This is a genomic window from Barnesiella sp. B2-R-119 (assembly GCF_023656675.1).
Classification (GTDB): Bacteria; Bacteroidota; Bacteroidia; order Bacteroidales; family Barnesiellaceae; genus Barnesiella; species Barnesiella intestinihominis.
Window position 1 is genome coordinate 113,498 of sequence record NZ_JAMOKL010000004.1, and the last position, 19,853, is coordinate 133,350.

General features: G+C 45.5%; 18 protein-coding genes and 2 tRNA genes. 15 read left to right on the forward strand and 5 right to left on the reverse strand.

Going from position 1 to position 19,853, the window contains the following annotated elements; all coding sequences use genetic code 11:
- Positions 1–31 precede the first annotated feature (31 nt).
- The 6 genes from porL to NBH06_RS08910 all read left to right on the forward strand — a co-directional run bounded on the left by porL (position 32) and on the right by NBH06_RS08910 (position 8,562).
- Positions 32–1,024, forward strand: coding sequence for a type IX secretion system motor protein PorL/GldL (gene porL / locus NBH06_RS08885; protein ID WP_021890883.1), 993 nt, complete (start codon positions 32–34; stop codon positions 1,022–1,024).
- Between the two features lie 3 nt (positions 1,025–1,027).
- Entirely contained in the window at positions 1,028–2,596 is a 1,569-nt protein-coding gene (porM, locus tag NBH06_RS08890; RefSeq protein ID WP_008863132.1) for a type IX secretion system motor protein PorM/GldM, read from the forward strand.
- Positions 2,597–2,603: 7 nt separating this feature from the next.
- The gene (porN, locus tag NBH06_RS08895; RefSeq protein ID WP_250793905.1) at positions 2,604–3,713 is read left to right on the forward strand and encodes a type IX secretion system ring subunit PorN/GldN; all 1,110 of its coding nucleotides are present in this window, start codon (positions 2,604–2,606) and stop codon (positions 3,711–3,713) included.
- A gap of 166 nt (positions 3,714–3,879) precedes the next feature.
- Positions 3,880–4,734: a helix-turn-helix domain-containing protein gene (locus NBH06_RS08900; protein ID WP_157260388.1), complete on the forward strand. Its 855-nt coding sequence runs from the start codon at positions 3,880–3,882 to the stop codon at positions 4,732–4,734.
- 49 nt (positions 4,735–4,783) lie between these two features.
- Complete coding sequence (gene lacZ / locus NBH06_RS08905; protein ID WP_250793908.1) at positions 4,784–8,011, forward strand: beta-galactosidase, LacZ type; 3,228 nt, start codon at positions 4,784–4,786, stop codon at positions 8,009–8,011.
- 56 nt (positions 8,012–8,067) lie between these two features.
- Positions 8,068–8,562: a hypothetical protein gene (locus NBH06_RS08910; RefSeq protein WP_008863128.1), complete on the forward strand. Its 495-nt coding sequence runs from the start codon at positions 8,068–8,070 to the stop codon at positions 8,560–8,562.
- A gap of 63 nt (positions 8,563–8,625) precedes the next feature.
- Here NBH06_RS08910 and NBH06_RS08915 read toward each other — a convergent pair whose 3' ends face one another.
- Complete coding sequence (locus NBH06_RS08915; RefSeq protein ID WP_250793910.1) at positions 8,626–9,123, reverse strand: hypothetical protein; 498 nt, start codon at positions 9,121–9,123, stop codon at positions 8,626–8,628.
- Between the two features lie 332 nt (positions 9,124–9,455).
- Between NBH06_RS08915 and NBH06_RS08920 the strand changes: the two genes are divergently transcribed.
- Together NBH06_RS08920 and NBH06_RS08925 are read left to right on the forward strand one after the other, a co-directional pair.
- Positions 9,456–9,689 (forward strand): hypothetical protein, encoded by a 234-nt coding sequence (locus NBH06_RS08920; protein WP_250793913.1) that lies wholly within the window; start codon positions 9,456–9,458, stop codon positions 9,687–9,689.
- The gene (locus NBH06_RS08925) at positions 9,686–9,967 is read left to right on the forward strand and encodes a hypothetical protein (protein WP_250793915.1); all 282 of its coding nucleotides are present in this window, start codon (positions 9,686–9,688) and stop codon (positions 9,965–9,967) included. The genes NBH06_RS08920 and NBH06_RS08925 overlap by 4 nt, the downstream gene beginning before the upstream one ends.
- A 524-nt stretch (positions 9,968–10,491) precedes the next feature.
- Here NBH06_RS08925 and NBH06_RS08930 read toward each other — a convergent pair.
- The 4 genes from NBH06_RS08930 to NBH06_RS08945 form a co-directional block, all read right to left on the reverse strand.
- Positions 10,492–10,564 (reverse strand) — tRNA-Gly (locus NBH06_RS08930).
- 10 nt (positions 10,565–10,574) lie between these two features.
- Positions 10,575–10,657, reverse strand: a tRNA-Tyr gene (locus tag NBH06_RS08935).
- 26 nt (positions 10,658–10,683) lie between these two features.
- Positions 10,684–11,175, reverse strand: a complete 492-nt coding sequence (ribH, locus tag NBH06_RS08940; protein ID WP_008863124.1) for a 6,7-dimethyl-8-ribityllumazine synthase — start codon at positions 11,173–11,175, stop codon at positions 10,684–10,686.
- A gap of 78 nt (positions 11,176–11,253) precedes the next feature.
- Positions 11,254–11,925 carry a tetratricopeptide repeat protein gene (locus NBH06_RS08945; protein WP_250793917.1) on the reverse strand — a complete coding sequence of 224 codons (672 nt, stop codon included), beginning with the start codon at positions 11,923–11,925 and terminating at the stop codon, positions 11,254–11,256.
- A 253-nt stretch (positions 11,926–12,178) separates the two neighbouring features.
- Between NBH06_RS08945 and recF the strand changes: the two genes are divergently transcribed.
- From recF to NBH06_RS08980, 7 genes are all read left to right on the forward strand, one after another.
- A complete protein-coding gene (recF, locus tag NBH06_RS08950; protein WP_046410496.1) occupies positions 12,179–13,285 on the forward strand; it encodes a DNA replication/repair protein RecF in 1,107 nt (368 codons plus the stop codon).
- Positions 13,282–13,572: a DciA family protein gene (locus NBH06_RS08955; RefSeq protein ID WP_021891655.1), complete on the forward strand. Its 291-nt coding sequence runs from the start codon at positions 13,282–13,284 to the stop codon at positions 13,570–13,572. Before recF ends, NBH06_RS08955 begins: the two co-directional genes overlap by 4 nt.
- Positions 13,573–13,589: 17 nt before the next feature.
- Positions 13,590–14,030: an acyl-CoA thioesterase gene (locus tag NBH06_RS08960; RefSeq protein ID WP_008863120.1), complete on the forward strand. Its 441-nt coding sequence runs from the start codon at positions 13,590–13,592 to the stop codon at positions 14,028–14,030.
- A gap of 74 nt (positions 14,031–14,104) precedes the next feature.
- Positions 14,105–14,719, forward strand: coding sequence for an SIS domain-containing protein (locus tag NBH06_RS08965; RefSeq protein ID WP_021891656.1), 615 nt, complete (start codon positions 14,105–14,107; stop codon positions 14,717–14,719).
- 11 nt (positions 14,720–14,730) lie between these two features.
- Positions 14,731–15,660, forward strand: coding sequence for a carbohydrate kinase family protein (locus NBH06_RS08970; RefSeq protein ID WP_250793921.1), 930 nt, complete (start codon positions 14,731–14,733; stop codon positions 15,658–15,660).
- The gene (locus tag NBH06_RS08975; RefSeq protein WP_250793925.1) at positions 15,552–16,811 is read left to right on the forward strand and encodes a tyrosine-protein phosphatase; all 1,260 of its coding nucleotides are present in this window, start codon (positions 15,552–15,554) and stop codon (positions 16,809–16,811) included. The genes NBH06_RS08970 and NBH06_RS08975 overlap by 109 nt, the downstream gene beginning before the upstream one ends.
- Before the next feature lie 910 nt (positions 16,812–17,721).
- Complete coding sequence (locus NBH06_RS08980; RefSeq protein WP_250793928.1) at positions 17,722–19,542, forward strand: DEAD/DEAH box helicase; 1,821 nt, start codon at positions 17,722–17,724, stop codon at positions 19,540–19,542.
- Positions 19,543–19,853: the final 311 nt, after the last annotated feature.

Genomic DNA, 19,853 nt, shown 5'->3' on the forward strand with positions numbered 1-19,853 from the left:
CAAAACCCGATAAAACCAATCATCAAGGATCATGGGAAAATACAAAAGATATAAAAACAGTATTGAAAAGTTCTTATCCAGCGATAAAGGACAACGATTTTTCAATTTCGCATACAGTATAGGTGCTGCGATTGTAATCTGGGGTGCTCTGTTCAAAATCCTGCACCTCCCCGGAGGCAGTCTCTTGCTTTCTATCGGTATGGGAACAGAAGTGCTCATGTTCATTCTATCCGCCTTCGACACTCCCCCGAAAACATATCATTGGGAAGAAGTTTTTCCCGTACTAAATAGTAAAAACCCCGAAGACCGGCCCGAATTTTCAGGAGGGAAAGGAACCGTCATTATCGGTGGAAACGGCAAAGGCGGAGGTAGTAACGGAGGGAACTATTCCGATATCACCCCGTCCGATGCCAAAAGAGCTGTGGGAATACCCGAAGGCCTCAATTTAAGCGACGCCGACACGCAAAGCCTCACCGATAGTATTCAAAAAATGTCGGCTGCCGCCGATCAACTCTCGCGTATGGCAGAACTGACAGACGCAACCCAACAATACCTCACCCAACTCTCCGGTATAGCTGAACAAATGGAACAATTAAGAAGTGCGACCGAGAGCCTCACCGCCGTATCGAACACCCTCTTGCAATCCTACCGCAACATCACGGAAAACTCCGAAGGAATATCCGACACCTCGCAAGGATATGTTTCGGGTATGGAAACGCTCAACCGTAACATTAGTGGGCTGAACACTATCTATGAGATACAGTTGAAGAGCATCAGTTCGCAACTCGATAATATAGACCGTGTAAACAACGGGCTGAAAAACATTCGCGACATGTACGAACGCTCCGCTTCCGATAGCTCCCGTTATTGCGAAGCAACCGAAAAAATGACACAGTATATACAGCAACTCAATTCGGTTTACGAAAAGATGATCACGGCAATGACCATCAACATGTACAGACCCATGGGAGGAGCTCCCGTGGAAATGCCCGAAAAACCGAAAGACGACACCGAACAAAAATAACACATGGCATCGAATAACAACAGACTTACACCCCGGCAGAAGATGATAAACCTCATGTATATCGTCCTCACTGCCATGCTGGCCCTCAACGTGTCGTCCGATGTGCTCAACGGATTCAAGCAAGTTGAAGACGGATTGGAAAGGTCTACTTCGAATGCTTCGCTGCAAAACGATGTCCTCTACCAAAAACTGGCCGACTTCAATAGTCAGAATCCCGAAAAAGGAGGACCGTGGTACAAAAAATCGCTGGAAGTAAAAAAACAGACCGCCCTCTTGTACGACTACATCGACTCCCTGAAAAACGTAATCGTCAAGAAAGCCGACGGTAAAGACGGTGATGTAAATAATATCGAACATCAAGACGACCTCGAAGCAGCGTCATACATCATGTTGTCCCCCGCCCAAAAGCAAGGAATGAAATTGAGAAAGGAAATAGACGACTACCGCAATCTCATCGGCAGTCTCATGACCGACTCCATCAAAAGAGCAGCGATCGAAAACTACCTTTCGACCACCATTCACTCGGGCAACAGAACCCAAGCCCCCTCCATGTGGGAAACGACGCTGTTCGAAAATATGCCGGTAATCGCCGCCGTAACCATTCTGACGAAAATACAGAGCGACGTGCGGTATGCCGAAAGCGAAGCGCTACACACCCTCATCAATAACATCGACGAAGGAGACGTACGTGTCAACCAGTTGAACGCGTTCGTTATTCCCAATTCGAAAAACATTATGAGAGGCGGGAAATATAGTGCCAACATCGTTCTGGCAGCCATCGATACGACCCAGCGACCGGCCATATACATCAACGGGAAACAACTCCCTCCCGAGAACAACGGTTTATATGAATTCGTCTGTGGAAGCACCGGCATATTCGATTTTCAAGGCTATCTCGAAGTTCCGCGCGGCGACGGCTCCATGACCCGTCACGAATTCTCTTCGTCCTACACCGTGGTAGAGCCGAGTGCGACCATATCGGCGACCTTGATGAACGTTCTGTATGCAGGTATCGGTAACCCTATCAGCATATCGGTTCCCGGCATCCCCAATCACGCCATTCAAGCTACGATGACGAACGGCACTCTCACCCGTCAAGGTGACAACTGGATAGCCAAACCGGCGAAAGTAGGACAAGACGCGGTAATAACCGTAACCGCCACAATGGACGGGCGGGCGCAAACAGTTGCCAACACCCAGTTCCGGGTACGGCAACTCCCCGACCCTATGCCATTCATCGCCTATAAAGATGCAAACGGTTACGAACAAAAATACAAAGGAGGGAAACCTTTCCCCAAAACACGACTGCTTTCTGCGCCCGGTATTCAAGCCGCAATCGACGACGACCTGTTGAACGTCACCTATCGGGTACTGCGATTCGAAACGGTCTTTTTCGACTCTATGGGAAATGCGATTCCCGAAGTTTCCGACGGAGCCAATTTCTCTCAACGACAGAAAGATTCGTTCCGCAGACTATCGAGAGGAAAACGGTTCTATATATCGAGAGTCCGCGCCGTCGGCCCCGATGGTATAGAACGCGATCTGTCACCTATCGAAGTAATTGTAAACTAAGGCCAATATGAAATATAATTCAGCAAATATGAATACCCTGATAAAAAGCTGTTTGACCCTCTGCCTGCTATGGTCGGCAATAGGGAGTCATGCACAAGTAATCAAAAAAAGCGATACCGACAACTCGAAAAAGACAAACAACCAACTCAGCGTCCGGGCTCAATCGCTTTATGACACTCAGGATGCATCGGATGCCGACATTCCGTGGATGAGGGTAATCTATCGGCAAATCGACTTAAACAAAGAGAAAAATATGCCGCTCTATTATCCCGAAGAGTCCACCGAAAATCAGGAGAATCTTTTCAGAATTGTCATGAAACTTTTGGCGAACAACCAGATACCGGCATACGAATACCTCGACGGACGAGAAATATTCACCGACGAATATCGCATCAAAGTAAAAGAAATGTTCGACCGCTTCCATATCCTGTATGCCCCGGCAAAAGGATACTCCGAGAAGAATCCCCGCTTCACGGTAGAGGAAAGCGATATACCCTCCAACGAGGTACTCTCCTATTATATCTTGGAAAAATGGATATTCGACCGCCGCACCTCGCAGGTAAAACCGTCCATCGAGGCCATCTGCCCGGTACTTCACCGTACGGGCGACTTCGGAGGCGAAGCAGTCAAATACCCCATGTTCTGGGTTAAATACAACGACATACGCCCCTACATCGCACGCCAATACATCTTGGCGAGCAACGAAAACAACGTACAGCAATACAACTACGACGATTACTTCCAAATGCGAATGTACGAAGGGGAAATCTACAAAACCCAAAACCTGCGGAACCAGTCGCTCATGCAAATGTATCCCAATGACTCCATTCGGAAACAAGCACAAGACAGCATAGAAAAACAACTGAAAAACTTTAATGAAAATCTATGGGTTCCCTCCCCCGAAGAAATAGCGAAAGCCAAAGAAGAGCAAGCGGCCAAAGAAGCAAAAGAAAACGGAGAAACGCTCGACAATGACAAACAAAAGAAAGAGAAAAGCCGCACCGCTCGGTCTTCACGGGCAAAAAAACAGAAAGAGGCGAAAGTAAAAAAGCAAAAACAACCGAAACAAAAAAAATCATCTGCTGCCCCCGTACGCTCCGTTCGCCGAACGCGTTAAACTATATTAAACCATAAAAGAGTTTTCTGAAATTCAGAAAACTCTTTCTTTTATATTTCTCAAACTCTTAATATTAATTTGAGCGAATCGCCCATATCGGGTTGTCCGATTCAGATAAAATTTTTATCTTTGTCCGTATTGACTTTATGAAGGATACCATATGCAAATGCCTCCAAAATCTACGGATACGAATCTAAATCCGCAAACGCAGGAACATTTTCTACTTTCTTTTGAAAGGCCCGCTTCCTCTTCCGAGGATAATACATTACTCACATCTTCCGACAAACTTACGATCGTATTATGTACCCGAGGTTGTAAAACCGTGCAACTGAACTTTACAGAATATGTACTCGAACCCGGTAGTATCGCGTTCCTCTACCCCAACACGATTTGGAAACCGATAAAAACGAGCAGCGACTTTCAGGCACGTTATCTCTCGATGAGAGAACATTCGCCCAAAGAAAGAAATGCTTTTTTGGACTTGGAAACCATTTTCTCGTTAAGTACCTATATCGCCAGACACCCGCATACGTCCCTTTCAGCGAATGAGTCGATAGTGGTCGAAGGCTATTTTCGTCTGATACAAAACAGATACGAGGCCCACGTAAACTATGCGATCATACGTTCTCTTATTTCTGCTTTCATCTTGGAGTTAAACCAAATGTTTGCCATACGGGTAGAACGCAAGAAATTGAAAATATCCCGTAAAGAAGATATTCTATGGAGGTTTCTCTCCTTGCTTACCCAGCATTATAAAGAAAATCGCAGCGTCGATTTTTATGCCGATAAACTCTGTATATCGCCCAAGCATTTATCCTCGGTCATCAAGCAATTAAGTCACAAGACCGCTCACGAGATCATTTCCGACGTCGTTATTATGGCCGCCAAACAACTCCTAAAAACCACGACGCTAAGTATCCAAGAAATTTCGGAAGAACTGAACTTTGCCAATCAATCTTTCTTCGGCAAATTTTTTAAACAAAATACCGGACAATCTCCGTCCTCATATCGAGGCGAATGACCGTCTATAATAAATAACACACTATTCACAAATAAAAACGATAAACGACATGAAGAACATTGTGCTATTTCTATCGGCCGCTTGCCTGTTATCCGCACCTATCTTCGGACAACAGCAAGAAAATCGATTTGCCGAAATTACCGACCCGCAATTACTCAGTATCAACAAGCTGCCGCCTCACGCCAGTTTCACCTCTTACATCGACGAGACATCGGCTTTGAACAAGGACAAGGCGAACGGAAGTTTCTACCTACCTTTGAACGGGACATGGAAATTCCATTATACCGAAAAAATCAAAGAAAGACCCATGAATTTCATGGAGCCCGATTTTAACACCGCCGATTGGAAAGAGATAAAAGTTCCCGGAAACTGGGAGCTGCAAGGATTCGGCGACCCTATCTATGTAAATGTAGGGTATGAATTCGTATCTCCGGGATTCGACAAATATCTCCAAGAGCCCAATCCTCCTATGGTTCCCGAAGCGTGGAACCCGACCGGTACATACCGCCGGGATTTCGCCCTCCCCGCAAACTGGAAAGGAAAAAGAATCTTTCTAAGCGCCGATGCGGTAAAAGGTGCTGCTTACTTCTATCTGAACGGTGAATTCATAGGTATGTCGAAAGCAGGGAAAGTTCCGGTACAATTCGATATAACTCCTGTCGTAAAACCCGGGGAAAATACCTTAGCCGTACAAATGCACAGATTCTCCGATGCCAATTATTTCGAGGGACAGGACTTTTGGAGGCTGACCGGATTTGAAAGAGACGTATATCTCTATGCCCAACCGCAAACCCGAATCGCTGATTTCGAAGTACAAACACCTCTCGACTCATCATTCAAGAACGGGGTATTCAAACTTGATGTAAAAGTACAAAACGACGAGGTTAAGGCGCGTTCCATTTCCGTTTCGTATCGACTCATCGACCACGCCGAACAAACCGTAGCCCACGGGGAAAAAGCGATAAAACTCGACAAGAACAGTTCACAATCCGTCTCTTTTGCAGAAACGATAAACGACGTAAAAGCATGGACCGCCGAGACTCCGAATCTATACACACTACTTATTTCGACTGCCGATGAAACAGGGAAAATCGAAGAATGCATTCCTTCCCGTATAGGGTTCCGCACCGTCGAAATCAAGAACAAACAACTGTTAGTCAACGGGCAACCTATCCTTGTAAAGGGGGTTAACGTACACGAGCACGACCCGCTTACCGGTCATTACATAACCGAAGAAACCATGCTCAAAGATTTCGAGCTTTGGAAAAAATACAATGTAAATACGGTTCGCACTTGTCACTATCCTCAACAAAAAAGATTTTATGAACTATGCGACGAATACGGATTCTATGTCATCGACGAAGCCAACATCGAGACTCATGGCATGGGGTATAGCTTACAAGCCGGAGGAAGTCTCGGTAACAATCCTCTCTATTTACCGGCTCATTTAGACCGTCTTAAAGACATGGTAGAACGGGATAAAAACCACCCGTCTATCATCACATGGTCTCTGGGGAACGAGGCGGGGAACGGTTACTGTTTTTATGAAACCTATTTGTGGCTGAAACAACGGGATCCGTCCCGTCCGGTTCAATACGAACGTGCCGAACATGAATGGAATACGGATATCGTTTGCCCCATGTATATTTCCCCGAAAGGAATCGAAGCATATGCTCTTAACCCCAAATCGCATCGGCCTCTTATCCTCTGTGAATATGCCCACGCTATGGGGAACAGTTTAGGAAACTTCCAAGATTATTGGGATATCATCGAAAAATACGATCTTCTTCAAGGCGGCTGTATATGGGACTGGGTAGATCAAGGACTCGAAAAGACAAATGAAAAAGGCGAAAAATTCTGGGCTTACGGCGGTGATTACGGAGATACCGGAACTCCCTCCGATGGAGATTTCTGCATCAATGGTATCGTATATCCCGACCGGAAAATAAAACCGCAGACCATTGAAATGGGCAAGGTTTATCAAAATATCAAATTCAAAAACTTCGACCGAACGAAAGGAACGATCGAAGTTCAAAACGAATTTTTCTTCACAGACCTCGACAAATACGATTTCGCTTATGCGGTAAAAGGGAACGGGAAAGTATTGAAAACCGGGAAATTCACCGTCTCGTTGCGTCCGCGTCAGAAATGTACGGTTGCATTGAGCGGGCTGCCGAATATGGATAAAGAAACCGTAGACTATCAAATCGAATTCGAGGCCAAACAGAAAAAAGCGGAACCTTTCCTTCCGCAAGGTTATGTCGTAGCACGCGAACAAATCTCGGTCAAACCGGCTATCAAGCCAGTTGCAAAACCCGATCAAGGAGTCGTCGCACAAACCGATAATGGTGACGAGACGATTTTCTCCGGCAAGAATTTCAGCGTTACATTCGACAAAAACAGCGGATTGATCACCTCGTACCGATACAAAGGAACCGAATATATCCTCGACGGATTCGGACTCCGCCCCGCTTTTTGGAGAGCTCCGTTAGACAACGACTACGGCTATAACTCACCCAAACTATTGGGTAAATGGAAAGAGGCCACCCAACAGCCCCCTGTCGCCCGTTCGTTCTCCATCGATAAAAAAGAGAACGATAACGTTCGTGTCGTTTGCCGATACCTTTACCCGCAAACCCGGTCGGAATGGGAAATCTCCTATACGATATTCGGTAACGGAGTTATCAAGGTAGACAATACGTTCGAGGTATCCGATCCCCAAGCGCCCATGATTCCCCGCATAGGATTGCGTATGCAGTTACCCGACTCATTCACCCGGTTGGAATACTATGGCCGAGGACCGTGGGAAAACTACATAGACCGTCGTACCAGTTGCTTTATCGGGCGATACGAAGCCAACATAGCCGACCTTTACGAGCCGTATGTACGTCCGCAAGAAAACAACCATCGCACCGATGTGAGCTGGTTTGCTCTCACAGGCAAAAAGAACGCTTTGCTAATCGTCGCCGACAGCTTGTTGGAATTCAATGTTTCGAACTATCCCCTCGAATCGTTCGATAGCGGAGACCATCGTGACGACGGTCGTCAGCGTCCCGAAAATCCCCGGCAACGTCACAACTGCGATCCCAAGCCGGCCGAACTGGTCGACCTGTTCATCGATTACCGTATGATGGGACTCGGCGGAGACGATTCTTGGGGCGCTCAGCCTCATGAGGAATACCAAATCAATTTAGCTCCCGGAAAAATTTCTTACGGATTCAGCTTAATTCCTTTGGATAAAAACGCTAACTTTGAGAAAGCCATCAAACAATACTAAAATTGCCGAATATATCCCGGAAGTCATTCCGGGATATATTTATAAATAAACATTTTATGAGTCGATTACCCAAACTGTCTTTACTCGTTTCGCTCCTGTTTCTCTCCTCTTGCAGTTTATTCAAAGAACTATCTTCCGACGATGTTACCCGAATTACATCGGAATATTTCGACGAAAACCACGACATGGTATTCTATTCGACCTTATCGCTTCTACAAGCCGAGCAGTTCACTATCGTGCAAGCCGACAAAGAGAGCGGAATCATACGAGGCACACGACACACCGAGCGGGACGATGTAGAAAGGAATTTAAAAACCTTCGGTACAGCTACCGAAAGGGAATCGACCGAAGCCGTATTCCTCATTCTACCGCTTTCCGACAAACGTACGGAGGTAAAGCTCTCTCTTTACCGGAACGAACTGACCGTTACCCGCAAAAACGAAGTCAATCAAAAGCAAACTTCCCATACCATGCTCTTGAAGGAATCGACCTACGACAAATGGCTGAACAAATTAAAAGCCGAAGTGAAAAGAAGAAAAAAGCTCGTTTAATCGCCACCGAGAGTCTCTTGTTTTTCAAACGGCATTCGATATGCCTATCGATGTCTCCGGCGTCTATCTCTTTCGACGAACTTTTTTAGAAGATTGTTTTTTCAGCTTGATAATGGGATCGACCGCCCGATGCGAAACATGATTTATCGTCGAAAGGTCTGAATGCTCCTGATTGTTTCGCAAAAGAGAAGCAGGTGCGACAAGCGGGACTTGCGACTGCTCACGGTCTTCTATATCCGGCAATTCGCATTCCTCCCTGTCCATATCGATGTCCGCCACCCGATTCGCCTCTTTCGGAGAGTCCGACTCCGACACAGCAACTTCGGGCATAGCCTCTTTTTGATTCGCGAACAACTCCTCGAACTTCTTTTCATATTTGCGGGCATAGCGTTCGAGCGTGTTGATACAAGTCATGATACTCTTCACTTCGTCACGATCGTTTATCACATCTAAACCGAGCAACCGTTCGTAGTACCGGAACAATACTTCACACCTCAACATCTCTATCTCCATACGGCGCATCGACAGCCGTTCCACCATTTTTTGTTCTTGTGTTTCCATCGTTTTTTTCGACAAAGTAAAAACAAGTCACACACTCATTTATGGCATGATGATACAAAAACAAGATAGAAAAACCTGGTTAAAATATTGCAAAATTTATTTTTTTATTTATCTTGCAAACGTTAATCTATAAATCATAAAACCATGAAAACAAACAGCCGAAATCATTCAATATATTATAAGATATATCGGAGGATATTTATCCTTAGCATGGGCTGTTTAGGATTAACCAAATAGACACTAAGGCCATTTATAAGCTATCGACTAAAATTACTATTAACAAGAGTTCATATCAGCAACATATGTTCGAATTAAATAAATACGAAAAACAAGTGGAAACTAATATCTCTATTTGTTTTATCTTGATGCTCATGAGCGATTTGGGTACAGCAGTAGCGTGGATAGGACTGACAGCCTGTGCGACACTATTCGGCCAATTGGTCTATTATCCCTTTCGGTGCAAGAAAAAAGACGAATATTTATTTGTGCCGTGGTGGATTCTTTATCTGCTTTATTGGTGTATATTTACTTATTGGACTGTTCATAATTTAGTTGCCGCATCATGAAAAAGAAAAGCAAATCGGTTATCCGCTTGAAATACATCGAGCTAATCGCGTTCGTGGAAACATGGCTTGCGGGGCTTTGTTTCGTTGTAGGCATCAAGTGGCTCATCGGGCTGTCGATAGCCTTGTTTGCCATACCGCAGTGGGGGCTAATCTCCCATCGACGTTGGTGCAGAGCTCACAACGAACCGTATGCCAACTGGGAGTTGTTCTACACCGTTATCGCTTGGATTGTATATATATTTATAACGCTTGTCATCTATTTCCATTTCTTTACGTAAAGTTACACAGAGTACTCCGTAATGCTACGGGACACGGTAGGGGAGTGGTTGCTACCCAATACGCTCCGCTTACCACGGTTTTCAACCCCTCCGTCACCGCGTGACACCTCCCCTATATTTTGCAATACAAAACACAGGGGAGGAGTTTAAAAGTGAACCGATTCCCAAAAGTTGGATAAGTTCAACCCAACCGGAAACGCGGCACTTCATAGTTAGCACCGGGTTACTCGATTCCTCTCCTCTATACTGAAATCTTCGAAGCACATTTTAGCCCTCTCCCCCTGCTCATCTCAGATGAGATAGGGGGAGTGCCCACAGGGCAAGGGAGTTAAATTCTTCAAGCAAATGATCTTCTTTCTCAATCCCTCCCCTATATTTTGCATGGCAAAACACCCCGCAATGCTACGGGGCACGGCAAGGGAGGAGGGGAATAGTTCAGGCTTGCTGCATAGCCGATATTTTAATCGACAGAAAAGAAATAAAAAAGAGAGGGTACATCGAAACGATGTACCCTCTCTTTATAGAGCGGAAGACGAGGCTCAAACTCGCGACCCTCAGCTTGGAAGGCTGATGCTCTATCAACTGAGCTACTTCCGCAATTTTTTTGTGGGCAAAGATGGATTCGAACCACCGAAGGCGTAAGCCAGCAGATTTACAGTCTGCCCCATTTGGCCACTCTGGTATTTGCCCTTAAAGCGAGTGCAAAGATAGCACTCTTATTTTAATTTACAAACGAAATCGTGCATTTTTATTGCCGTCACCGCCGCTTCGTCGCCTTTATTACCCAATTTTCCTCCGGCCCGATCCTTTGCCTGTTGCATGGTATCGGTCGTCAACACCCCGAAGATGAAGGGTATCCCGAACAGTGTATTGAGGTGTGTAATACCTTGTGTGACACTTTGACAAACATAGTCGAAATGAGGCGTATCTCCCCGCACGACACAGCCGATGGCAATCACGGCATCGGGCTGGTAAAACTCGGCCATCTGCTGCGAGGCAAAAGTCAGCTCGACAGTTCCCGGCACACGGGCCACATAGATATTCTCCTCCTTCACCCCGTTACGGAGCAGGGTATCGACAGCTCCTTTCAATAGAGCATCGGTGATCTCGGCATTCCATTCGGCGGCGGCGATAGCCACTTTCATGCCCGAAGCATCGGGCATAGTATCAGCGTCATAAGACGATAAATTGTGATAAGCAGTTGCCATATATTCGGTTTCTCTTTTTGAAATAAGGCCGCCTTTCGAAATGAGAGACGGCCTTACCGATATGATTGAATTTCTTAATTACTTGTTTTGGGCACGCTCGATGTAACGTTCTATTCCACGAGCATCGTTGGAGGTAGGATATTTGTCCTTAATCTCCTGATAGAGTTTCACGGCAGTTTCGTTGTTACCCACTTTCTCATAAGCCGCGGCAGCCTTTTTCAAATAGATGGGACTGAAAACCGCATTGTCGGATTCCTTAGCGGCTTTCTCGAAATACTTGGCACTCTCGGCATATTTTTCCATATCCACCAGACAGTTCCCGATAGCGGCAGTCACGGCAGGAGACAACACGGTCTCGTCCGCACTGAATGCAGAAAGATATTTCTGTGCCGTTTCGTATTCCCCTTTTTCATAATAAGCCAATCCCAAATAGGCATTCGCCAAATTACCGGCAGCCGTCGAACCGTATTGGTCGACAATCGTCAACAAACCATCGAATTTTTCATTACCGTTAATCGCCAAATCGATAGAATCGTTTTCAAAAGCCATAACAGCCTGATACATCGCAGCCTGAGCTTTATCCTCACGGGGCAACAGATAGAAATGACGTACTCCCAATATAGCTCCGACAATCACCACTACGACCAGCAATCCGAGCAAGAGGGGTTTCTGATACTTTTCAACAAACTGTTCCGACATAGAGAGAGCCTCATTCATTTTTTCAAGCTCGTCTTTTTCTTTTTCTGCCATATTTTTCTTGTCTTTTAATTATTTTTTATCCTCTACACAATTCCTATTATACAGAATCGAGTGACAAAAGTAATTTATTTCTTTTTATAAATAAAATTTCATCTTCATTTTTTTGTACGAGGAGCTCTAATAGACCCAATTATGCGCATGATTTCCCCCACTCCCACGACTTTTTCATTCCATTTCCATCGAACATTATTCGCAAAAAATAAAAAAGTTTGCGTATGTTTGTAGAAATAAAAGATAACCCGACATGATTCTTTCCCGGCTATCCATAGTCAATTTCAAAAACATTGCCCAAGCGGACCTGAGTTTTTCGCCCAACATCAATTGTTTTTTAGGCAATAACGGCATGGGGAAAAGCAATCTGTTGGATGCTATCTATTACCTTTCGTTTTGTAAGAGTTATACCCGCAATCCCGATTCGCAGAACATCAGACACGGAGAAGACTTTTTTGTCGTACAAGGTTATTACGAGCGTAACGGAAACGAAGAAGAACTGTATTGCGGTATCAAACGCCGACAGAAAAAAGCGTTTAAACGGAACAAAAAAGAATATGACCGGTTGTCGGATCATATCGGGTTTGCCCCCTTAGTCATGGCCGCTCCGTCGGACAACGAATTGATTTTAGGCGGAAGCGAAGAGCGAAGAAAGTTCATAGACTTGGTTATCAGCCAATTCGACAAACAATATTTAAGCACGCTCATACGGTACAACAAAGCGTTGGAACAACGCAATGCTCTGTTGAGACAGGAGTGTTCCGAAGAGATGCTATATGACATTTGGGAAGAGCAAATGGACTCGACAGCCGCACAAATTCACAACAGCCGCGACCGTTTTCTGCAATCGTTTATTCCCGTATTCCGGCGGTTTTACAACGAAATTTCATCGCAAAACGAATCGGCCGATCTCATTTACAAATCCCATCTTTCCGAGGGCGCACTGCTGCCGCAACTGAAAGCCAACCGCCACAAAGACCTGATACTGGGATATACTTCCCGAGGCATACATCGGGACGACATGGACATGATGCTGGGCGAGTATCCCATGAAACGCATAGGCTCGCAAGGACAATGCAAGACTTACCTGATCGCCTTGAAACTGGCCCAATACGATTTTTTGCGGGAACAAGGCGATACAGCGCCTATCTTGTTGCTCGACGATATTTTCGACAAGCTCGATGCCGAGCGTGTAAAACAAATCGTGAAATTGGTTTCGTCGGATCATTTCGGGCAAATATTCATTACCGACACAAACCGGAAATATTTGGACGAAATCATACATTTCATCGGGTCGCAATACAATATTTTCTCCGTCGATCGGGGAGAAGTTAAAATCTTGGAGGGAAAAACGCCATGAAAAAACAAGATGCACTTCCTATCGGCGACATTATCTCCCAATTCATCTCGGAAAAAAATTTCGGGCAGAAACTCGACGAAACGCAAGTCATGCGCTTGTGGCCCCGAATTGCCGGAGAGACGGTAAACTCCTATACACAATCGATGTATGTACACAACCGAACGCTCTATGTGCGTCTATCATCTGCTGTTCTTCGCAACGAACTGACGATGTTGCGAAACGAACTTCTAACCCGTATCAACGCAGAATTCGGACATCGGGTTATCGACAACATTATTTTCAGATAAAGATAAAAAAACAGACAATGGAAACGACATCTCCTGCATTTCGACACACGCTTCCGCTTCAACTCCGCTTCAACGACATAGACCTGCTGGGGCATGTAAACAACTCGGTATATTTCTCTTTCTACGACTTGGGGAAAGCCCGTTATTTCGAGACCGTGAAAGCCCAGAATATCGACTGGAAGAAAGCCGATGTCGTTGTCGCCAACGTCAATGCCGATTTCCTATCGCCCATCTATCCGGGTGAACCCATCGCTGTGCAAACCTGCACGGTCGAAATAGGAAACCGCAGTTTCAAATTGTTACAGCAAATTGTCAATACCGAAACCGGACAAATAAAGGGCGTTTGCCACACAGTCATGGTGGGATTCGATATAACGGCCGGTCGTGCCGCCCCTATCAGCGACGAATGGAAAGAGGCGCTTTGCCGGTTCGAAGGGAAAGAACTTCGGAAAAAGTAACGAAATATAGCACGTAGTCCGAGCTTTTTCGTCGCGTTTTATTACTTTTGTACAAGATAAAGCCTAAAACAGATATGAATTTTACCGAAAAAATAGAGGAAATCCTACAAAAAGAGGCTCAGGCCATTCTGGATATACCGGTCACAGACCAGTTTGAAAAAGCCGTCGAACTTATCGTCGAGCAGGTACATCGAAAGGGAGGGAAACTCGTTACCAGCGGAATGGGAAAAGCCGGGCAAATAGCCATGAATATCGCTACCACATTTTGCTCGACCGGGACTCCTGCCGTATTTCTTCACCCCAGCGAAGCTCAACACGGAGACTTGGGCATATTGCAAAAAAACGATTTGATGCTGGTCATCTCCAACTCGGGGAAAACTCGCGAAATACTCGAACTTCTTCAACTGGCTTCGAACCTAATGCCCGAATTGAAATTCATCGTCATTACCGGGAACAACCGAAGCGAACTCGCCCAACGTGCCGACGTATGCCTTTTTACCGGAGCCCCGGGAGAAGTATGCCCACTTGGGCTAACACCGACGACCTCGACCACGCTTATGACGGTTATCGGCGATATTCTGGTCGTAGGCGCTATGGAGGCGACTCATTTCGACGCCCATCAATATGCCCTGCGTCACCACGGAGGATACTTGGGAACCCGTTCCAGAGAACAAAGTCAGAATAAATAAACCACGAGGACATGCGTAAAATCATAGGCATAGGAGAAACTATTCTCGACATTATTTTCAGGAACAACCAACCCTCTCACGCCGTTCCGGGGGGTTCCACGTTCAATACGCTCATTTCGCTGGGAAGATTAGGCGTACCGGCTACATTCATCAGCGAAATCGGGAAAGACACGGTCGGTGACATCATCATCGACTTCATGAAGAAAAATGGCGTCTGTACCGAGAATCTGGATATTTTTTGCGAAGGAAAAACACCCATCTCGCTGGCTTTCCTCGACGAGAATAACGAAGCCCAATACATGTTCTACAACCAGTTTCCCGAAGAAAGACTCAACTTCGTGTGGCCGCGCATTGAAAAAGACGACATTATCATATTCGGGTCTTATTTCGCCTTGAATCCAACACTTCGGAAAAAGGTATGCGAGCTGGTGGAATTTGCCAAAGAGAGAAAAGCAATCATCTATTACGATCCTAACTTTCGCGATGCCCATGCCCATGAAGCTGTGAAACTCATGCCATCGGTACTCGAAAATCTCGAATACGCCGACTTGGTGAAAGGTTCGGCAGATGATTTCAACAATCTGTTCCACGTCACAGACCCTCAAAAAATATATACGGATCATATCAAATTCTACTGCCCGAACTTTATCTGTACGTTAGGCAGTAAAGGAGTGAAACTATTTTGTGAAAAAGGCGACAAACATTTTGCGACAACCCCTGTAACACCTGTCAGTACGATCGGCGCAGGCGATTCTTTTAATGCAGGAGTTCTGTTCGGACTGCTCAAACACGACATTACGCTCGATATGTTATATAGTCTTACTCCCGAAGAATGGGAACCGATCGTACGATACGGAATGGAGTTCGCCGCGACCGTCTGTTGCAGTATGGACAACTACATAACACCGGAGTTCGCTGCGAATTATATTACCCCGGAGTAATCCAAACGCCCTATAAATATTCTAAAATAAAACAAACCTCGGTACGGCTAACTATCGCATTGTCTTATATTTGCAATAAAATTTCATCACCGAACGATATGCGTTACCTACAACTTTGTTCTTTGCTCCTCGCATTGAGCGCTTGCTCTACGCACAGCCCAGACATTGATGTGGCGTGTGAAATCGACTTGCAAAACAACTACTTGTTAAAATGGGAAACCACGCCGAGGATTGAAGGAGAAGTTCAAGTTTACCGATCGACCGACCCCGAGCATTTCGATACAGCAAAAGAACCTGTCGCAACAGCAAGCATTCAGACGGGTTACACCGTTGTCCCGGATAGTCTGCAAACATATCGTTATTACTTTCTTCTTCGGTTTAACGACCGATACGACCGTATCGTAGGGCCACGTGCCGAACGATTGAAATATATCGAAAACTTCCGGGACTTAGGCGGATATGAAACCAAAAACGGCAAACAAATACGATGGGGAAAAATTTTCCGGTCGGGCGAATTTAACTCTTTGACAGCAAACAGCATCAACCGGATAAAAAACATGGGGATAAAAACATTAATCGATTTCCGGGATAGCGAAGACATCATCAAAACGAGTCCCGAACTAGGCTTCGATAATGTAATCAATCTGCCGGGCTCTCTTCATTACAGACAAAATCTATTACCCCGGCTCGAAAAAGAGGAACTGAGACGAGGAGATGCCAACCTGTTCATGCAAGATTTATACGTCGCGATGGTTTCCGGTTCGAAAAGAGCCTTCAAATCGATGTTCAACCAATTGCTCGTAGAAGACAATTATCCCATTATTCTCAGTTGTGTAAACGGAAAAGACTATACCGGATTCGCCGTATCGCTTTTACTCAGCGCTTTGGATATACCCGAAGACGTTATCATGAACGACTATCTGCTCTCCAACCGTTATTTCGACAAACGGAGAACCTCGTTCGATCCTAAAAACTGTTGCGACGAAACACAAGAAGCTCTATCGTTGATACAATCGGCCGACAGCCGATTCCTGTCCTACGCCCGCGACTATATCCGTCAACAACACGGGTCTATCAATAACTATTTGGAAGAAGAATTGGGACTTACACCCGAAAAGAAAAGGCAGTTAAAACATCTTCTGCTACACTGATCTTCGAACGGTCTTTAAGAACAATTCCAAGAAGCATATAAACATAAGTCACAATATGAAACCGGGCCGATTCGAAAAATCAGCCCGGTTTGTATTATACTTCTTCATCAACGAACAATCAGGAATCATGGTTCCGTAGAAGATCAGAGAAATTAAACTTGAATGTTAGCGATAAATCTCTTGTTGATAAGTGCATTTCTGTCTTCTTGGTGAATGATTAAAGCCGCCGAATAGATTCTTGAAAAATTTAATTCCTCCGTCACTTTGTGCCCCGTAGCTTTACGGGGTATTTCAATTTTCACTATCGAAGATATTTTAAAACTCCTCCTCTGTGTTTTGCTATGCAAAATATAGGGGAGGTGGCACGTAGTGACGGAGGGGTTGAAAACAACATCTCATCAATCTATTCATACCAGATATAACCCCCTCTCCCTATATTCCTTGCTGGAACACCCCGCAATACTATGGGACACGGCAGGGGGAGAGGTTAAAAAGGAGAAAAACCACTAAGAAGCTGTTTTAAATTTATTCCGAGACAGATTGAGCCTATGTTGAAGCAGATTGGAGTTCGAGATATGCAGTCAATAGCGGGCTATTGACAAAAATCAAGGGATTCAAGATGCGAGACAGGGGCTCAATAGGGCCGGAACATACCTGCCTGCAATGATAATATTATTTCTCTATAAATTTAAAACAGCTTCTTAATATCGACCAACCCGAAATTATTCTGTTTTTTCAAGCAGTATATTGTACTCAAATCGAATATATTCCGATTTTTATCGTACCTTTGCCGGCACAAACAAAACTTTAACGTACGACAAGTTTTTATTCACCCTCTCCCCTTAGCCCCATTGAGGACGAAAAAAGGCCTTGTGCCCATGCGATAAAGCAAAAAATTACAACATTATAAATGAAAACATTTCAAGAATTAGGTATCTGCGACGAGATACTGAAAGCGATCACCGAGTTGGGATACGAGAATCCTATGCCCGTGCAGGAGCAGGTAATCCCTCATCTACTTAACGAAGAAACCGACTTAGTAGCACTGGCCCAAACCGGCACAGGAAAAACTGCCGCGTTCGGTCTGCCCGTTATCCAGCGCATCGATTTATCTCTGTGTAAACCGCAAGCGCTCATTTTATCGCCCACACGGGAACTTTGTTTACAAATAGCCAGCGACCTGACCGATTATTCGCAATATGTCAGCGGATTGCGTATATTGCCCGTATATGGAGGTTCGAGTATCGAGAGTCAAATAAAAACACTGAAAAAAGGCGTACACATCATAGTCGCCACACCGGGACGGCTCGTCGACCTGATCGAACGTCGCACGGTACAACTCGACCATGTTTCGACCGTAATCATGGACGAAGCCGACGAAATGCTCAACATGGGTTTCCTCGACAGTATCAACGCAATTCTTTCCAAAGTACCCCAAGAGCGTAAAATGCTGCTCTTTTCGGCCACCATGCCCAAAGAAATCGAGCAGATCGCGCGTACCTATATGCACGAACCGAAAGAGGTGGTCGTAGGAAGCCGAAACGAAGGAGCCGAAAACGTACGACACGTGTACTACATGGTACATGCCAAAGACAAATATCCGGCACTCAAAAGAATCGCCGACTATTACCCAAGTATATACGGAATCATATTCTGCCGTACCCGTCGGGAAACACAAGAAATCGCCGACCAGCTTATCGCCGACGGATACAATGCCGACTCCCTCCACGGAGAGTTGTCACAAACCCAGAGGGATGCGGTCATGCAAAAATTCAGATTGAGAAACCTGCAATTGCTCGTCGCCACCGACGTTGCCGCCCGCGGACTCGACGTTACCGACTTGACCCACGTCATCAACTACGGATTGCCCGACGACATAGAGACTTATACACACCGCAGCGGACGTACCGGCAGAGCCGGGAAATCGGGTGTTTCGGTCGCCATCGTGCACAGCCGTGAAAAAGGGAAAATGCGCGCTATCGAAAAGATTATCGGCAAAAAATTCGAACGGGGAATGGTTCCCACCGGAGAACAAATCTGCGAAAAACAGCTCTTCAACCTCGCCGACCGTATCGAAAAAGTAAAGGTAAACGAAGAAGAGATCGCCAAATACCTGCCGAATATCTCCCGAAAACTGGGGTGGCTCACCGAACAAGACCTCATCAAGCGAATCGTATCGCTCGAATTTAACCGGCTCATAGATTATTACCGCGACACCCCCGATTTGGATATCCCCGATGAAAACACTCGCAAACCCAAAGAGGGTAATTTTGCGAAGGAAGGACGTAACGGACGTAAAAAAGACATTCGCACGGCCGAAGCCGGATTCGAACGTATATATATCAACTTGGGAAAGGCTCACGGATTTTTCCCGCCCAACCTCATCGAAATGGTCAACTCCCTCGTACCGGGGCGTGTAAACATAGGACGTATAGACCTGCTGTCTTCCTACTCGCTTTTCGATGTGGAAAAAAGCAGCGCTCCAAAAGTCATCGGAGCACTGAAAGGCAACGAATTCTACGGACATCGCATATATGCCGAGTTGGCGACCGATAAAGATTACAGCGCACCGAAAGGAAAAAGAAAAGGCAAAGAAGAAGGAGGACGCAGAACGAACGAAAAACGTTACGGGAATTCCCGAAGGGACCATTCGGAAAGCCGGTCCAGACGAGACCGCTCTTCCTCTAAGACAAAGAGAAACTCACACTCGTCCAAGAAGAGAAAAGGATAAATGCGCTGTGGCGCAAACTTCCGACTACCTGAATATTCAGATGTAGACTCTATCACCATACGAAAAGCCGGCCAAATTGTTGGTCGGCTTTTCTTTTATATTGCAGAAACGAAATTTTCATCTAGGTTCGATTCAGTAAAAATCCGTGAGGGATAAACCTGAATTTTAGTGCTGAACTTCTTATTGGTAACCACATTCCAAATCTCTTCGGGGAGGTTGAAAAGATTTCATAAGATTCTTAACTGTAAGGATTAACGCCTTCACCCAGAAGGCACTTTCTCTCTATTCCCTTACGGGAACACCCCGTAATG

What these genes read in the sequence shown, in the direction of transcription:
- NBH06_RS08980 (WP_250793928.1), top strand. Translation starts at nt 17,722, where the DNA reads ATGAAAACATTTCAAGAATTAGGTATCTGCGACGAGATACTGAAAGCG.
- NBH06_RS08970 (WP_250793921.1), top strand. Translation starts at nt 14,731, where the DNA reads ATGCGTAAAATCATAGGCATAGGAGAAACTATTCTCGACATTATTTTC.
- porN (WP_250793905.1), top strand. Translation starts at nt 2,604, where the DNA reads ATGAAATATAATTCAGCAAATATGAATACCCTGATAAAAAGCTGTTTG.
- NBH06_RS08975 (WP_250793925.1), top strand. Translation starts at nt 15,552, where the DNA reads ATGGGAACCGATCGTACGATACGGAATGGAGTTCGCCGCGACCGTCTG.
- ribH (WP_008863124.1), bottom strand. Translation starts at nt 11,175, where the DNA reads ATGGCAACTGCTTATCACAATTTATCGTCTTATGACGCTGATACTATG.
- NBH06_RS08925 (WP_250793915.1), top strand. Translation starts at nt 9,686, where the DNA reads ATGAAAAAGAAAAGCAAATCGGTTATCCGCTTGAAATACATCGAGCTA.
- NBH06_RS08945 (WP_250793917.1), bottom strand. Translation starts at nt 11,925, where the DNA reads ATGGCAGAAAAAGAAAAAGACGAGCTTGAAAAAATGAATGAGGCTCTC.
- recF (WP_046410496.1), top strand. Translation starts at nt 12,179, where the DNA reads ATGATTCTTTCCCGGCTATCCATAGTCAATTTCAAAAACATTGCCCAA.
- NBH06_RS08910 (WP_008863128.1), top strand. Translation starts at nt 8,068, where the DNA reads ATGAGTCGATTACCCAAACTGTCTTTACTCGTTTCGCTCCTGTTTCTC.
- porL (WP_021890883.1), top strand. Translation starts at nt 32, where the DNA reads ATGGGAAAATACAAAAGATATAAAAACAGTATTGAAAAGTTCTTATCC.
- NBH06_RS08960 (WP_008863120.1), top strand. Translation starts at nt 13,590, where the DNA reads ATGGAAACGACATCTCCTGCATTTCGACACACGCTTCCGCTTCAACTC.
- NBH06_RS08955 (WP_021891655.1), top strand. Translation starts at nt 13,282, where the DNA reads ATGAAAAAACAAGATGCACTTCCTATCGGCGACATTATCTCCCAATTC.
- porM (WP_008863132.1), top strand. Translation starts at nt 1,028, where the DNA reads ATGGCATCGAATAACAACAGACTTACACCCCGGCAGAAGATGATAAAC.
- NBH06_RS08900 (WP_157260388.1), top strand. Translation starts at nt 3,880, where the DNA reads ATGCCTCCAAAATCTACGGATACGAATCTAAATCCGCAAACGCAGGAA.
- NBH06_RS08965 (WP_021891656.1), top strand. Translation starts at nt 14,105, where the DNA reads ATGAATTTTACCGAAAAAATAGAGGAAATCCTACAAAAAGAGGCTCAG.
- NBH06_RS08915 (WP_250793910.1), bottom strand. Translation starts at nt 9,123, where the DNA reads ATGGAAACACAAGAACAAAAAATGGTGGAACGGCTGTCGATGCGCCGT.
- lacZ (WP_250793908.1), top strand. Translation starts at nt 4,784, where the DNA reads ATGAAGAACATTGTGCTATTTCTATCGGCCGCTTGCCTGTTATCCGCA.